Here is a 14,524-nt window from a genome sequence, read left to right on the forward strand (position 1 = left end):
CCCGCCCCGGAGACGGTGCTACGGCCGGCTGCACAACCCCGGCCAACGCCGCCGGCCACCCCAGCCGTAGCGCCACGACCGATAATGCACTAATATTAACCTCGGACCACCTCGTGGGGGCCGGCCATTCTTCAGGACAGCCGCTTCGAGGTTGTCGGGAACGGCTGCGTCTACGTGGCCGACGGGGCGGGTGTGACCCGGTCCAACATCGCCGAGGCACGGCCGGAGCGGGCGCTGTCGATGTACGACATCCGCTTGCACGTGCTGAGCTCCGGCGACACCTTCGACCTGGCCAAGCGCCGCCCGGCGGTTGTGCCTGACGTTACGGTAAGTCACGCCATCGAAGCCCAGGCCGCCGAGTGAGCCCTTCGCGAGCCACACGGCTTCAATTCGACCATCCATCCCGCACCGCATCCTAGTGAACGCATCTGCCGGATCTATGTCATGCTACCCGGCGATCCTCCATTGCCATCAATGCACCTCGCTGCGCCGACTTTGCTGCCTGTTCAGCATCGATGGGAAGATAGCTGAAGCGAGATGTGGCGCGATTAGCATGAGCAATGAGGTCCAGCCCACTTGCCATTTCCCGGCGCCCAGCAGTCCAGCGATCCGCCACCGAGGACGGCGAAAAGTCGAACGTCTTCGTCGCAAGCTCGTGGCTGGCGGCTTGGTATGCGAGGTGAAGCAACTTCACCGGGGTCCTTTGGGATCAAGTTGAGCGCAAACGCTCTTCAGGCTGGGTACGCTTCCAGGGTACGCGCGTGGGTACGCAGCGGATCCCAGCATCCTTGCAAGCCACTGATTTGCTTATGGATTTTTCTAAGGAGGGAGACTTGGTGGAGCTGAGGGGAAACTCCACCTGCTTATCGGTACTCAGCTCGTACCGCGGTTCTGATAGGATCAAGCGATCAAACCTGTGGATGGGATTAACCGCTCCTCACATCGTGTCGATCTCGGGCCTCCACATGGTGCTGGCGGCCGGGACCTTCTTCTGGCTCGCCCGCGCCCTGCTGGCCCTGGCGCCGTCGCTGGCCCTGCTCTGGCCGGTCAAGAAGATCGCTGCAATCGCGGCCATGCTCGGCGCGAGCGTCTATTGCGTATTCTCGGGCTCGGACGTGGCGACCGTTCGCTCCCTCATCATGACTCTGGTCATGTTCGGCGCGATCCTGGCGGACCGGCCGGCCCTGAGCATCCGGAACCTGTCGATCTCGGCCCTCATCGTTCTTGCCCGCGAGCCCGAGGCGCTGCTCGGCCCGAGCTTCCAGATGTCGTTCGGAGCCGTCGCCGCCATGATGAGCCTCGTGCCCCTCATGCAGCGGGCAAGGCCGGAGGCGGGGCCCCGGACCCTGGCCGACCAAGCCCTGCGATGGGCGGGGCAGGGGATCGTCGGCCTGATGGCGACCACACTGGTCGCGAGTCTCGCCACGGCGCCGTTCGCCGCCTATCACTTCCAGACGCTGAACCCCTACGGCCTGATCGGCAATGCGCTGGCCCTGCCGCTCGTCTCCTTCGTCGTCATGCCGTCTGCCGTGCTGGGCGTCCTGGCCTATCCGTTCGGCCTCGACGGACCCGTCTGGCAGGTCATGGGCTGGGCGGTGGCGCGGGTGCTGGAGGTCTCGGCCCTCGTGGACGGCATTGCAGGCTCCACCGTCGTGGTGCCGGCCCTCGGGATCGGTGCTCTGGGCCTGCTCAGCCTCGCGCTCCTCATCGTGACCCTTCCCGCCTCCGCCCTGCGCTGGCTCGCGCTGCTTCCGGCCGGAATGGGCGTCGCCTTTGCGGCCGCTCCGGGCCGGTTCGACATCTATGTCGACCGGGAGGGGACGGGCGCCGCGATCCGCGGCTCGGACGGCAGGCTCACCTTCGTGGGCCGACCGTCGGCCTTCGTGATGGAGCAGTGGCTGCGGGCGGACGGGGATGGCCGCGCGGCGGACGATGCCGGCCTGAGGCAGGACGCCCGGTGCGATGCGGCCGGATGCGTGGTGGCGGCGAAGGCCGGCCGCCATGTGGCCTTCGTGCAGGACCTGTCGGCCTTCGAGGAGGATTGTCGCCGCGCCGCGGTCGTGATCGCCCGTCTCGACGCGCCGGAGACGTGCGGGGCCGTTCTCGTGCTCGACAGGGATGCGCTGGCCGCCAGGGGCGCGACCGCGATCCGCCTCGGCGAAGCGGAGATCGAGATCAGATCCGTCCGCAAGGGGCGAGAACTCCTGCCCTGGAACGGCCCGGTGGCGTCGGCCGGCAAAAAGAAGGACGGGGCGCGCCCGGCGCGACCCGTCCCTGAACAGGATCTCCCGGGAGAGGAGATCAGTAGCGGCGAACCAGACTGACCAGCTTGCCCTGGATCTTGACCCGATCCGGGCCGAGCACGCGGGTCTCGTAGGCCTGATTGGCGGCTTCCAGCGCAATCGACGAGCCGCGGCGGCGGAAGCGCTTGAGGGTCGCTTCCTCGTCGTCGATCAGGGCCACGATGATGTCGCCCGTATTGGCGGTGTCCTGCTTGCGGATCACCACGAGGTCGCCGTCGAGAATGCCGGCCTCGACCATCGAGTCGCCTCGGACCTCGAGGGCATAGTGCTCGCCCTGGGCCAGGAAGTCCTGGGAGAGGGTGATCGAGTGGCTGCGGTTCTGGATGGCCGAGATCGGCACACCGGCCGCGATCCGGCCCATGACCGGGATCGACATGTCGCGGGTCCGCTCCTCCACGGGCGCCGGAGCCGGCGCCTTGGCCTTGGCGGCGAGACCGCCCTCGACCACGCTCGGGGTGAAGCGACGCTGCGCCGCCGCACCGCCCACGGTCTCCGGCAGGCGGAGAACCTCCAGGGCGCGGGCCCGGTTGGGCAGGCGGCGGATGAAGCCGCGCTCCTCGAGCGCCGTGATCAGGCGGTGGATGCCGGATTTGGATTTGAGATCGAGCGCATCCTTCATCTCGTCGAAGGACGGCGGAACCCCGGTCTCACGCAGCCGCTCATGGATGAAGCGGAGCAATTCGTGCTGTTTACGCGTCAGCATGGCTAGCCCTTACTGCTCCGCAAAGGAGCGATTCTGAAACAAAGCAAGAACAGGGTAACTGTTCTCGCTGTGTTCTGCAAGTCTAAGGCCAAGCTGAATCGACGCTTTTCAGCAGAACCGGTCGAGCCGGACGATCCGGCAGGGCTCTCCCGCCCGTGCTTCCGGGGCGTGCGGAGCCCTGACGAGCAGGGCGTCCGAGCGGGTCAGGATGCCGAGCATGGAGGAGTCCTGGGTGGAATGCGGCCTTGCGACCGTAAGTCCCAGCGGCGAGCCGCGAAAATCGACCTCGTGCACCGAAAGGCTCGCGCGCATGTAGTCCTGCCGGTCGCCGTTCGCCGGAAGATCGCTGCCGAGAAGGGCGGATTCCGTCGGGTCTGCTCCCGCCAGCGGATCGCCTGCGAGAGCCCTGATGGCCGGAACGAGGAAGAGGATCGCGCAGACGAGGGACGAGACCGGATTGCCCGGGAGGCCGAGCAGCAGCGTCGATCCCAGCCGGCCGTGCATCAGCGGCTTGCCCGGCCGCAACGCCACGCGCCAGAACCCGAGGTCCATCCCATGCCGGGCGAGGGCCTTCTGCACCAGGTCGTGCTCGCCGACGGAGGCGCCGCCGAGGGTCACCAGAATATCGGCGCGGGCATCCAGGGCGGCCTGGATGCGCTCTTCGAGAGAATCGAGCGTGTCCCGGGCGATGCCGAGATCGAGCGCCTCGCCGCCGGCCTTCTCCACCATCAGCGCGGTGGCGGGCAGGCTCGAAGCGGTGATCTGGTCCGGTCCCGCAGGCTCGCCCGCCCGCACCAGTTCGTCGCCCGTGGCGAGAATCGCGACCCGGGGCCTGCGCCGGACGGGAAGCTCCCCATGCCCCATGGCGGCCGCGAGGGCGATGTGGCGGCTGTCGAGGCGGGTGCCCGCTTCGAGCAGCCTGTCGCCTTCCTTGAAGTCGAGACCGGCTGCGCGGATGTGACGATGGGGGGCGGAGGCCTCCGTCACCGTCACGCGGCCGTCGGCCCGTTCCGTGTTCTCCTGGATGACCACGGAATCGGCGCCGTCCGGCAGGGGGGCTCCGGTGAAGATGCGCACTGCCTGCGAAGGCCCGACGGTGCCGGGAAAGCGGTTGCCCGCCGCACTCGTGCCGATCACGTCGAGGGTCACGGGAAACCGGGCGATGTCGTCCGCGCGTACCGCATAGCCGTCCATGGCCGAGGCGGGGAACGGCGGCTGATCGCGAAGCGCGACCACGCCCGCCGCGAGGGTGCGGCCCGCACAGTCGATCAGGGCCGCCCGCTCCACTTCGGTCGGTGCGGATATACCGGCCAGGACACGGCGCAGAGCCTCCTCGACCGAAATCAGACTCATGGGGCCTCGTAGGTTCCGGAGCGGCCGCCGCTCTTGTGGCGCAGGCGGATGTTCTCGATGCGCATGCCTTTGTCGGCGGCCTTCACCATGTCGTAGACGGTCAGGCACGCCACCGAGACGGCGGTGAGCGCCTCCATCTCGACGCCGGTCTGGCCGGAAACCTTCACCTCGGCGGTGACGCGCACGCCCGGAAGCTCCTCGTCGAGGGCGCAATCCACCTTCACCTTCGAGATCATCAGGGGATGGCAGAGCGGGATCAGCTCGTGCGTCTTCTTGGACGCCATGATGCCGGCGAGCCTCGCGGTGCCCAGCACGTCGCCCTTCTTGGCGTCTCCCTGACGGATCAGCGCCACCGTCTCGCGGGTCATCACCACGCTGCCCTCGGCGATGGCGGTGCGGCTGGTGACGGCCTTGTCCGAGACGTCGACCATGTTGGCCGCGCCGGACGCGTCGAGATGGGTCAGCCCGCTCATGCGGCCTCGCCGAACAGGAGCCGTCGCGTGGCGGCACTCACGTCCGCCTGCCGCATCAGGCTCTCGCCCACGAGGAAGGTTCGGATGTTCACCTTCGTCAGCCGGGTGATGTCGTCCAGGGCGAAGATGCCGCTCTCGCCCACGACGATGCGGTCCGCCGGGATCAGCGGCGCCAGCTCCTCGCTGACGGCGAGCGACACCTCGAAGGTGCGCAGATTGCGGTTGTTGATGCCGACGAGCTTCGTGCCGAGCGGCAGGGCGCGGTCCAGTTCGGCGCGGTCGTGCACCTCGACGAGCACGTCCATTCCGAGGCCGTGGGCGGTTTCGATCAGGTCACGGGCCTCGCCGTCCGAGACGCTCGCCATGATGACGAGGATGCAGTCGGCGCCCCAGGCGCGGGCCTCGTAGACCTGGTAGGGCTCGAACAGGAAATCCTTGCGCAGGGCCGGCAGACCCGAGGCGTCGCGCGCCTGCGCCAGATATTCGGGCCTGCCTTGAAAGGAAGGTTCGTCGGTGAGCACCGACAGGCAGGTTGCGCCGCCCTCGGCATAGGCCCTCGCCAGGGCGGGCGGGTCGAAATCGGCCCGGATCAGCCCCTTGGACGGGCTGGCCTTCTTCACCTCGGCGATCAGGGCCGGGCGATCCTCCGCCAAGTGGCGCTCGATGGCGGCGGCGAAGCCGCGGGGAGGCGCCATGTCTTGGATGCGCCGCTCCAGCTCGGCCTGCGGCACAGCCGCCTTGGCGGCCGCGATCTCCTGGCGCTTGTAGGCTTCGATGCGGGCGAGAACGTCGCTCATGACCTGTCCTCACGCATTCGATGCGATGACGAGATGTTCGAGCGCCGCCTTCGCCGCTCCGGTATCGAGGGAGCGCGAGGCGCGGTCCAGCCCGTCGCGGAGGTTGGCGGCTTCGTCGGCCACGACCAATGCGGCGGCGGCGTTCAGGAGAGCGACGTCGCGATAGGGGATCCGCGAACCTTCGAGCACGGCACGAAGCTGCGCGGCATTGTGCGCCGGATCGGCGCCTTTCAGGTCCTCCAGCTTTGCGACGGGAAGGCCGACCTCCTCGGGGGTGACGGTGAAGCGGCGAATGGTGCCGTTCTCGAGGGCGACCACATGGGTCGCGCCCGTGGTGGTCATCTCGTCGAGGCCGTCGGAGCCGTGCACGGTCCAGATCTTCTTGGAGCCGAGCTCCTTCAGAACCTGGGTCAGGGGTTCGAGCCAAGCCTCTGAAAACACGCCGAGAAGCTGGCGCGAGACGCCGGCCGGATTCGACAGCGGGCCGAGCAGGTTGAAGATGGTCCGCGTGCCCAGCTCCACGCGCACGGGCGCCACGTGGCGCATGGCGGCGTGGTGTGTCTGCGCGAACATGAAGCACAGGCCAACATCCTTCAGGCACCGCTCCAGTCCCGCAGGATCGAGGCCGAGCTTGACGCCCAGCGCCGAGAGCACGTCCGCCGTGCCGGATCTGGAGGAGGCGGCACGGTTGCCGTGCTTGGCGACGGGAACGCCGCAGCCGGCCACGATGATCGAGGCCAGGGTCGAGATGTTGTAGCTGCCGGAATGGTCGCCTCCGGTGCCGACGATGTCGACCGCTTTCTCGGGTGCCTTCACGGTCAGCATCCGGCCGCGCATGGCCGAGACGGCGCCCACGATCTCGTCCAGAGCCTCTCCGCGCACCCGCAGAGCCATGAGAAAGGCGCCGCCCTGGGCAGGCGTGACCTCGCCCGAGAGCAGGTCGTCGAAGGCGTCGCGCGCCTCTTCCCGGGAGAGGGAGGCTCCCGTGGCCACCTTGGCGAGGTAGGATTTGAAGGATTCCATCGGTCTCAATGCCCTGAAGCCGCATCGGTGCGGCTCTTGTCGTGGTTGGCGTTCCAGGCCGCGGCCAGTTCGAAGAAGTTGCGCATGATCGTGGCGCCGTGCTCCGACAGGATGCTCTCCGGATGGAACTGCACCCCGTGAATCGGCAGCGTCTTGTGCGACAGGCCCATGATCAGCCCGTCCGGCGTCTCGGCGGTCACGGCGAGGTCGGACGGGCAGGTCTCCCGGTCGACGATGAGCGAATGGTACCGGGTGGCCTTGAACGGTCCGTTGATGCCGCGAAACACCGCCTGGCCCTGATGCTCCACCTCGGAGACCTTGCCGTGCATGGGCAGCGGGGCGCGGGAGACCGTGCCGCCGAAGGCCTGGCCGATGGTCTGCAGGCCGAGGCAGACGCCGAAGGTCGGAATCTCGGGAGCCGCGCGCTTCACCAGATCGAGGCAGATGCCGGCCTCGTTGGGCGTGCAGGGTCCGGGAGAAAGCACGATGGCGTCCGGCGGCGAGGCCAGAACCTCCTCGGTCGTCGTGGCGTCGTTGCGGACGACCTGGACCGAGGTGGCGAGCGGACCGAGCAGATGCACCAGATTCCAGGTGAAGCTGTCGTAATTGTCGATGACGAGGACGCGGGTCATGATGCGGGAAACGTTTGCCTATGCGGCGGGCTTGGTCAAGCGAAGCATGGGCCTTGCGCTCACTGGCCGAACCTCGACTGCGTCGCGAAGCGCACGGCCTCTTCCGCCGCGCGGAACAGGGCCTTCGCCTTGTTGATGCATTCCTGCTGCTCGGAGGCCGGATCGGAATCGTAGACGATGCCGGCGCCCGCCTGGACGGCCATGCGTCCGTCCTTCACGACGGCGGTGCGCAGCACGATGCAGGTGTCCATCTCGCCGTTGGCGCCGAAATAGCCGATGCAGCCGGCGTAAGGCCCGCGCTTGTCCTTTTCCAGCTCGTCGATGATCTCCATGGCGCGCACCTTCGGCGCGCCCGAGACGGTGCCCGCCGGAAAGCCCGCCACGAGGGCGTCGAGGGCATCGAAGCTCTCGTCGAGGCGGCCTTCCACGTTCGACACGATGTGCATGACCTGGCTGTAGTATTCGAGGAAGAACGAGTCCGTCACCTGGACGGAGCCCATTTCAGCCACGCGTCCCACGTCGTTGCGGCCGAGATCGAGCAGCATCAGGTGCTCGGCGCGCTCCTTCTGGTCGGCGAGAAGGCTCTCCGCATGGGCGCGGTCCTCGGCGGCCGTGGCGCCGCGCGGGCGGGTGCCCGCGATGGGCCGGATCGTGACCTTGCCGTCGCGAACGCGAACGAGGATCTCGGGCGAGGAGCAGACGATCTGGAAATCCTCGAAATCGAGATAGCACAGGAACGGCGCGGGGTTGATGCGCCGGAGCGACCGGTAGAGCGCGAAGGCGGGCAGCGGGAAGGCGGCCTCGAAGCGCTGGGACAGGACCACCTGGAAGATGTCGCCGGCGCGGATGTATTCCTTCGCCTTCGCCACCATGCCCTCGAACTCTTCCGGCGTGGTGTTCGAGACCGGCGGCTCGAAATCGACCTCCCGCGGATCGGTGCGGTGCTCGAAGGGCAGGGGGCGTTCGAGGGCGAAGGTCACCTCTTCCAGCCGCGCCAGGGCGGCCTCGTAGGCCACTTTGGCGGTGACGCCCTCCTTCGGGCGCACGGGAGCGATGAGCGAGATCTCGTCCTTCACGGCGTCGAACACGACCATGACCGTCGGACGCAGGAGAATGGCGTCGGGAACCTTCAGCGCGTCCGGGTTGGGCTCCGGCAGGCGCTCCATCTGGCGCACCATGTCGTAACCGAGATAGCCGAACAGGCCCGCCGCCATGGGCGGCAGATCCTCGCCGAGGGGCAGGGCGCTCTCTGCGATGAGGGCGCGCAGGCTCTCCAGGGGCGGAAGCTTCTCCCTGCTGAAGCGGCCTTCATGGTCGAGCGCCCGCCGGTCGATGGACGCGACGCCGTCCTGGCAGCGCCAGACGAGGTCGGGATCCAGTCCGATCATCGAGAATCGGCCGCGGACGGCTCCGCCCTCGACGGATTCCAGCAGGAAGGCCGATCCCTTGCGGCCGTGCCGCAGCTTCAGGAAGGCCGCGACGGGGGTCAGCAGGTCGCCGACGAGGCTGGTGCGGAGTACGCCGGCCTCGCCTGCATTATAGGCCTTCGCGAAGGCGTCGAAATCGGGCGCGATGACCATGAGAGTTAGATTTCGCCCCCCGTGGCCAGGCGCAGCGCCTGTTGGTTGATGGTCACGCCCAACTCCTGGCGCACCTGTGCGATGTACTGGTTGAGCAGGTCGTCGCTCATGCCGTTGCGGAGCTGGTTCTCGATGTTCTGCGCCTCCTGCGTGGTCGTGACGAAGGGCGGCACGGTGGCGCCCGTCACCTGGAAGACGGCGCGGGTATCGGCGCCGTTGGCGGCGTTGCCGGCCTGGCCTACCGGAATGGAGAAGATCCGGCCGACGGCCTCGGCGGTCAGGTCGTCCTTGGGGGCATTGCGGGCGAGGTCGGCGGCGGCCTTCACGGGAGCGTTGATCTCCTGGGCCACGGCCTCGATGGTCTCGCCCTTCTGAAGCCGCTCGGTCAGCTGCCGCGCCTGCTCGGCGAGGCGCTGGGCGATCTGATCCTCGCGCCACTGGGTCGCCACCTGGTCGCGAACCTCGTCGAGGGTCTTTTCGCGGGCGGGCTCGATTCCGGTCACGTCGTACCAGACATATCCCCCGCCCGAGCGCCGCAGGGCCTCGTTGTCGACGCCGATGTCGGACGCGAAGGCAGCCCTCACGACAGCCTCGCGCTCCGGGATGTCGACCGGGTTTCCGGCCTTGTCGAGCCCCTGGGCGTCCACGGCGGGCACCTGGACCACGGTCAGGCCTTTCTCCTGGGCAATCTCGGCGAGGGGGCGGGCGCTGGCGCGCATGTCCTCGATGGAATCGTGCAGGTCATCGATCTCGTTCCGAGCACGCTCCTGGGCGATCTCGGCGCGTACCTCGCCCGCCACCTCCTCGAAGGGGCGCACGGCTTCAGGCTGGACCTGGGTGACGCGGACGAGGACCGGTCCGAAACGGCCCGCGACCGGGCCGCTCGTGGCGCCCTGCTCGAGCGCGAAGGCGGCATCGGCGACGGCCGGGTCCACCATCTCTGCCCGGGTAAAGGTGCCCAGCTCCAAGTCCTGGGGTGCGATGTTGCGCTCCGCCGCGATGGCGTCGAAGGTGGCGCCTTCCTTGATCCGGTTGAAGGCGGCCTCCGCCTCCTCCGGGCTGGAGAAGGTGATCTGCTGGATCGTCCGGCGCTCCGGCGTGCCGTAGCGGGCCTTCTGCTGCTCGTAGCGTTGGCGGGCATCCGCATCGCTGACGCTTTCCGGCTTCGCGAGCGAGGCGGCATCGACCGCCATGAGGGAGACGGCGCGGTATTCCGGCGCCTGATAGGCGCTCTTGCGCTCGTTGTAGAAGCTCTGGAGCTGCTCCTCGGTCGGGGCGGGAATCTCGCCGGCCATTTGAGGCGTCAGAAGGAAATACGAGGCGGTGCGACGCTCGTTGGCGTAGCGGTGGAGCGCCTCGCGGGCGGCGAGCGGCACCGTCAGTTCCCCGGCGATCGCCTCCGCCAGGTGGATGCGGGCCATGGCAAGGCGCTGCTCCTGCACGAAGCCGGCTTCGGACAGGGAAGCGTTGCGCAGGGCCTGATCGAACAGGGCCCGGTTGAACTGGCCGTCGGCGCCGCGGAAGGCCGGGTTCTCCATGATGGAGCGGGCGACGAGCTGGTCGGAGACGCTCAGGCCGAGCTCCCGGGCCCGTTCCGCCATGACCGCCTCGGTGACGAGGGTGGACAGGACCTGCTGGTCGAGGCCGAAGGCGCGCGCCTGCTGGGGCGTGATGACGGTCCGGAACTGGCGGCCGAGGCGCTGCAGCTCGTTGTTGTAGGCGTTGCGGACCTGGTCGATCGTGATCTCGGTATCGCCGACCTGGGCCACCGTGGTCGGGGCCGACGCCCGGAAGATGTCGCCGATGCCCCAGATGGCGAAGCTGAGGATCAGAACGCCGAATAGGATGGTGGCGATGATTTTGCCGACCAGGCTCTGCCCGGCCTTGCGCATTCCTCGAAGCATCGTGAACCCGTTTCCTTGAAACTCGTTAAGAGGCCGATAGCCGATCAAGAGCCCAACGAAAAGGGCAAGTCTGGTTGAAACGCGACCTAACCCTCTGCTACTGCCATTTTACGATAAGCGTGACAGGAGTGCCTGAATGAGCGTCGATAGGCCGCGCCCGCTGGTTGCGGGCAACTGGAAGATGAACGGGCTGAGGATGTCGGCCAAGGTTCTGGGCGACATTCAGGCGGGCTACACGCCCGGCCTCAAGGCCAAGGTCGATCTGCTGGTCTGCCCCCCGGCAACGCTGCTTTTCACCTTCGCCCATATTTCCGTCGGCTCCCGGATCGCCGTCGGCGGCCAGGACTGCCACGCCAAGGAATCGGGGGCCCACACGGGCGATGTCTCGGCCGAGATGCTGGCGGATGCCGGGGCGACCTACGTCATCGTCGGCCATTCCGAGCGGCGCCAGTTCCACGGCGAAAAGGACGCCGATGTCTGCGCCAAGGCGGTCGCGGCGCACCGGGCGGGCCTCACGGCCGTCGTCTGCGTGGGCGAGACCCGCGAGGAGCGCGAGGCGGGCAAGACTCTCAACGTGGTCAAGAAGCAGCTTCGCGGCTCCATTCCGGTCGATTCGAACAGCCAGAACCTCGTGGTCGCCTACGAGCCGGTCTGGGCCATCGGCACCGGGCTCACTCCCACGGCCGCCGACGTGGCGGAGGTGCACGGGCTGATCCGCGAGGAGCTGAAGCGCCTCGTCGGCAAGGCCGACCATGGCAAGGTGCGCATCCTCTACGGCGGCTCGGTGAAGCCCTCGAACGCGGCCGAGCTGATGGCCGTCGAGAACGTCGACGGCGCCCTCGTGGGCGGGGCCAGCCTCGTCGCGGCGGACTTTCTCGCCATCGCCGGCGCGTATCTCGCATAAGTGTTCGGCAAAAGGGTCCTTGCGGGTCTTTGATCCCGCGCACACCTATGCTACAGGCCGCCCCAACGAACAGAAGCGAGCGGTCGACGCCTGCCGGCGCGGCCGCTTGAGGTTTTTGGAACGATGCAAACAGTTCTCATCATTGTCCACCTGATCATTGTCCTTGCCCTGATCGGCGTGGTTCTCCTGCAGCGCTCCGAGGGCGGCGGCATGGGTCTCGGCGGCGGAGGCGGCGGAGGCGGCGTGTCCGGCTTCATGACCGGCCGCGGCCAGGCCAACGCGCTCACCCGCACCACGGCGATTCTGGCGGCGCTCTTCTTCGTGACCAGCATGGCGCTGGCCATCATGGCGACCACGAACCGCGGCCCGCGCTCGATCCTGGACGGTACCTCACCGACCGCTCCGGCCGGCCAGCAGGCTCCCGCGGGCGGAGGCGGCAACGTGCTCGAGCAGCTCCAGCGGCTGCAGGGCGACCAGCCCGCTCCGGCCCCGGCCCCCGCGCCGGGCGCTCCCGCACCGGCGGTTCCCGCGCCCGCACCGGCGCCGGCGGCACCCCAGGTGCCCCAGTCTCAGTAAGGCGAACAGGGCCGGTCCTTCCGGCCCTCTCTTTTTGTGGATGGCAAACGAGCGGCCGGGTTCGCGATTGCGAATCGGCGCTCCTTCTTTATGGATAGGGGTCCATGACGCGGTACGTATTCATCACCGGCGGCGTGGTGTCTTCGCTCGGCAAGGGCTTGGCTTCGGCCGCCCTGGGAGCGCTTCTCCAAGCACGCGGCTACAAGGTCAGGCTTCGCAAGCTCGACCCATATCTCAACGTCGATCCGGGGACCATGAGCCCCTATCAGCACGGCGAGGTCTTCGTGACCGACGACGGCGCCGAGACCGACCTGGATCTGGGCCATTACGAGCGCTTCACCGGCGTGCCGGCCACCAAGGCCGACAACATCACCACGGGCCGGATCTATCTCGACATCATCACCAAGGAGCGGCGCGGCGACTATCTCGGCGCCACGATCCAGGTGATTCCGCACGTCACCAATGCCATCAAGGACTTCGTTCTCACCGGCAACGAAGGCTTCGACTTCGTTCTCGTCGAGATCGGCGGCACGGTGGGCGACATCGAGGGCCTGCCGTTCTTCGAGGCCATCCGCCAGCTCGGCAACGACCTGCCACGCGGGCAGGCGATCTACACCCACCTGACCCTTCTGCCCTTCATCCCGTCCGCGGGCGAGCTGAAGACGAAGCCGACCCAGCATTCCGTGGCGGAGCTTCGCTCCATCGGCATCCAGCCGGACATCCTGCTCTGCCGCACCGACCGCGAGATCCCGAAGGACGAGCGCCGCAAGCTGGCCCTGTTCTGCAACGTGCGCGAGACGGCGGTGATCGAGGCGCGCGACGCGCCCTCCATCTACGACGTGCCGCTGGCCTATCACGAGGCCGGGCTCGACAGCGAGATTCTCGCCGCCTTCGGCATCGAGGACGCGCCCGCGCCGGACCTGAGCCGCTGGACGCGGATTTCCAACCGGGTCCACAACCCGGAGGGCGAGGTCACCATCGCGGTGGTCGGCAAGTATACCGGCCTCAAGGACGCCTATAAGTCGCTGATCGAGTCGCTCCACCATGGCGGCATCGCCAACCAGGTGAAGGTGAACCTGAACTGGATCGAGAGCGAGGTCTTCGAGCGCGAGGATCCGGCGCCGTTCCTGGAAGGCATTCACGGCATCATGGTGCCGGGCGGCTTCGGCCAGCGCGGCTCCGAGGGCAAGATCCGCGCCGCGCGCTTCGCCCGCGAGCGCAAGGTGCCGTATTTCGGCATCTGCTTCGGCATGCAGATGGCGGTGATCGAGGCGGCGCGGTCGCTGGCCGGGATCGAGGAGGCCAGCTCCACCGAGTTCGGCCCCACGCCGGAGCCGGTGGTGGGCCTGCTGACCGAATGGCTGCGCGGCAACGAGCTGGAGAAGCGCGCCGCGGGCGGCGACCTGGGCGGCACCATGCGGCTCGGCGCCTACCAGGCCAAGCTCACCCCCGGCAGCAAGGTGGCCGAGATCTACGGCGGCACGGAAATCTCCGAGCGCCACCGCCACCGCTACGAGGTCAACATGTCCTACCGCGAGAAGCTGGAGCAGAAGGGCCTGCGCTTCTCCGGCGTCTCGCCGGACGGCATCCTGCCGGAGATCGTGGAATACGAGGACCACCCCTGGTTCATCGGCGTCCAGTACCACCCCGAGCTGAAATCCCGCCCCTTCGAGCCGCACCCGCTCTTCAAGAGCTTCATCCACGCGGCGGTGGAGCAGAGCCGGCTGGTGTGACGGCCGGAACTCACGGGCGAAAAAAGCCCCGCGGTGGTTTCACCGCGGGGCTTTTTCTTTGCGCCCTTCGTCAGATGATGAAGATGTCGCTTTTGGTGATCCTGGCCTTGTTGGAGAGCTTGAGGATCTCGACCATGGCCTTGGAGCCGGAGCCGTCCTGGTCGTAGTACAGCACGCCCTTGGAGCGGTTGTAGATCAGGTAATCTTTGCCGTCCTTGGCCTCGTTGCCGGTCTTGAAGTAGCTGCTCTTGAGCTTGCCCGGCTTGGACAGCGAGCCCTTGCCCAGCTTCTTGAAGATCTTGTTGTCGAGGTACAGGCTGTCCTGGCGCACGTCGAAGTCGCGGATCGTGTCCAGGTTGCTCTTCTTCGGCTTGGTGTCGAACACAAACCTGTCCTGGCCGGCGCCGCCCGTCAGAACGTCCTTGCCGCTCTTGCCGTAGAGCATGTCGTTGCCGTCCCCACCGGTCAGCCGGTTGCCCCGCGAGGTGCCGCGCAGCACCAGATCGACCGGCAGCGGAGGATTGGGGTTGCCGGGGTTGTTCG

At 67.7% G+C, this 14,524-nt stretch carries 14 protein-coding genes and 1 pseudogene; 5 read left to right on the forward strand and 10 right to left on the reverse strand.

All coding sequences use genetic code 11. From position 1 onward, the window contains the following. Positions 1-192: 192 nt before the first annotated feature. Positions 193-363: a hypothetical protein gene (locus tag ACFOYU_RS16200; RefSeq protein ID WP_377034393.1), complete on the forward strand. Its 171-nt coding sequence runs from the start codon at positions 193-195 to the stop codon at positions 361-363. Between the two features lie 79 nt (positions 364-442). Here the strand turns inward: ACFOYU_RS16200 and ACFOYU_RS16205 are convergent, their stop codons facing one another. After that, complete coding sequence (locus tag ACFOYU_RS16205; protein WP_377034394.1) at positions 443-694, reverse strand: DUF3734 domain-containing protein; 252 nt, start codon at positions 692-694, stop codon at positions 443-445. 226 nt (positions 695-920) lie between these two features. On the opposite strand from ACFOYU_RS16205, the gene ACFOYU_RS16210 reads away from it, so the two are divergent. Then, positions 921-2,324: a ComEC/Rec2 family competence protein gene (locus ACFOYU_RS16210; protein ID WP_377034395.1), complete on the forward strand. Its 1,404-nt coding sequence runs from the start codon at positions 921-923 to the stop codon at positions 2,322-2,324. On the opposite strand, the gene lexA is transcribed toward ACFOYU_RS16210, so the two are convergent. The 8 genes from lexA to ACFOYU_RS16250 all read right to left on the reverse strand — a co-directional run bounded on the left by lexA (position 2,302) and on the right by ACFOYU_RS16250 (position 10,768). Further along, entirely contained in the window at positions 2,302-3,006 is a 705-nt protein-coding gene (lexA, locus tag ACFOYU_RS16215; RefSeq protein WP_226741032.1) for a transcriptional repressor LexA, read from the reverse strand. The two genes, ACFOYU_RS16210 and lexA, sit on opposite strands and share 23 nt — an antisense overlap. 108 nt (positions 3,007-3,114) lie before the next feature. Next, a complete protein-coding gene (gene glp, locus ACFOYU_RS16220; RefSeq protein WP_377034396.1) occupies positions 3,115-4,359 on the reverse strand; it encodes a gephyrin-like molybdotransferase Glp in 1,245 nt (414 codons plus the stop codon). Continuing rightward, a complete protein-coding gene (gene moaC / locus ACFOYU_RS16225) occupies positions 4,356-4,832 on the reverse strand; it encodes a cyclic pyranopterin monophosphate synthase MoaC (protein ID WP_226741036.1) in 477 nt (158 codons plus the stop codon). The genes glp and moaC overlap by 4 nt, the downstream gene beginning before the upstream one ends. Continuing rightward, on the reverse strand, positions 4,829-5,629 hold the full coding sequence (trpC, locus tag ACFOYU_RS16230; RefSeq protein ID WP_377034397.1) for an indole-3-glycerol phosphate synthase TrpC: 801 nt from the start codon (positions 5,627-5,629) through the stop codon (positions 4,829-4,831). Before trpC ends, moaC begins: the two co-directional genes overlap by 4 nt. Positions 5,630-5,638: 9 nt before the next feature. Beyond that, the gene (trpD, locus tag ACFOYU_RS16235) at positions 5,639-6,652 is read right to left on the reverse strand and encodes an anthranilate phosphoribosyltransferase (protein ID WP_226741042.1); all 1,014 of its coding nucleotides are present in this window, start codon (positions 6,650-6,652) and stop codon (positions 5,639-5,641) included. A gap of 5 nt (positions 6,653-6,657) precedes the next feature. Next, on the reverse strand, positions 6,658-7,284 hold the full coding sequence (locus ACFOYU_RS16240) for an anthranilate synthase component II (protein WP_377034398.1): 627 nt from the start codon (positions 7,282-7,284) through the stop codon (positions 6,658-6,660). A 59-nt stretch (positions 7,285-7,343) separates the two neighbouring features. Further along, positions 7,344-8,864: an anthranilate synthase component I gene (gene trpE / locus ACFOYU_RS16245; protein ID WP_377034399.1), complete on the reverse strand. Its 1,521-nt coding sequence runs from the start codon at positions 8,862-8,864 to the stop codon at positions 7,344-7,346. 5 nt (positions 8,865-8,869) lie between these two features. Beyond that, a complete protein-coding gene (locus tag ACFOYU_RS16250) occupies positions 8,870-10,768 on the reverse strand; it encodes a SurA N-terminal domain-containing protein (RefSeq protein WP_377034400.1) in 1,899 nt (632 codons plus the stop codon). A 136-nt stretch (positions 10,769-10,904) separates the two neighbouring features. Here ACFOYU_RS16250 and tpiA point away from each other — a divergent pair, with 136 nt between their 5' ends. The 3 genes from tpiA to ACFOYU_RS16265 all read left to right on the forward strand — a co-directional run bounded on the left by tpiA (position 10,905) and on the right by ACFOYU_RS16265 (position 13,981). Next, complete coding sequence (gene tpiA / locus ACFOYU_RS16255) at positions 10,905-11,672, forward strand: triose-phosphate isomerase (protein WP_377034401.1); 768 nt, start codon at positions 10,905-10,907, stop codon at positions 11,670-11,672. A gap of 123 nt (positions 11,673-11,795) precedes the next feature. After that, positions 11,796-12,248 (forward strand): preprotein translocase subunit SecG, encoded by a 453-nt coding sequence (secG, locus tag ACFOYU_RS16260; protein ID WP_226741057.1) that lies wholly within the window; start codon positions 11,796-11,798, stop codon positions 12,246-12,248. A gap of 104 nt (positions 12,249-12,352) precedes the next feature. Then, entirely contained in the window at positions 12,353-13,981 is a 1,629-nt protein-coding gene (locus ACFOYU_RS16265) for a CTP synthase (protein ID WP_377034402.1), read from the forward strand. Between the two features lie 70 nt (positions 13,982-14,051). Here the strand turns inward: ACFOYU_RS16265 and ACFOYU_RS16270 are convergent. Then, positions 14,052-14,524 (reverse strand): annotated as a pseudogene (locus tag ACFOYU_RS16270) (hypothetical protein); the annotation flags it as partial.

This window comes from Microvirga sp. GCM10011540 (genome assembly GCF_042650665.1).
GTDB classification, from domain to species: Bacteria; Pseudomonadota; Alphaproteobacteria; order Rhizobiales; family Beijerinckiaceae; genus Microvirga; species Microvirga lenta.

Bases quoted from the DNA above. Each gene is read 5' to 3' on its own strand.
- ACFOYU_RS16210 (WP_377034395.1), top strand. From the start codon at position 921: ATGGGATTAACCGCTCCTCACATCGTGTCGATCTCGGGCCTCCACATG.
- lexA (WP_226741032.1), bottom strand. From the start codon at position 3,006: ATGCTGACGCGTAAACAGCACGAATTGCTCCGCTTCATCCATGAGCGG.
- glp (WP_377034396.1), bottom strand. From the start codon at position 4,359: ATGAGTCTGATTTCGGTCGAGGAGGCTCTGCGCCGTGTCCTGGCCGGT.
- moaC (WP_226741036.1), bottom strand. From the start codon at position 4,832: ATGAGCGGGCTGACCCATCTCGACGCGTCCGGCGCGGCCAACATGGTC.
- trpC (WP_377034397.1), bottom strand. From the start codon at position 5,629: ATGAGCGACGTTCTCGCCCGCATCGAAGCCTACAAGCGCCAGGAGATC.
- trpD (WP_226741042.1), bottom strand. From the start codon at position 6,652: ATGGAATCCTTCAAATCCTACCTCGCCAAGGTGGCCACGGGAGCCTCC.
- ACFOYU_RS16240 (WP_377034398.1), bottom strand. From the start codon at position 7,284: ATGACCCGCGTCCTCGTCATCGACAATTACGACAGCTTCACCTGGAAT.
- trpE (WP_377034399.1), bottom strand. From the start codon at position 8,864: ATGGTCATCGCGCCCGATTTCGACGCCTTCGCGAAGGCCTATAATGCA.
- ACFOYU_RS16250 (WP_377034400.1), bottom strand. From the start codon at position 10,768: ATGCTTCGAGGAATGCGCAAGGCCGGGCAGAGCCTGGTCGGCAAAATC.
- tpiA (WP_377034401.1), top strand. From the start codon at position 10,905: ATGAGCGTCGATAGGCCGCGCCCGCTGGTTGCGGGCAACTGGAAGATG.
- secG (WP_226741057.1), top strand. From the start codon at position 11,796: ATGCAAACAGTTCTCATCATTGTCCACCTGATCATTGTCCTTGCCCTG.
- ACFOYU_RS16265 (WP_377034402.1), top strand. From the start codon at position 12,353: ATGACGCGGTACGTATTCATCACCGGCGGCGTGGTGTCTTCGCTCGGC.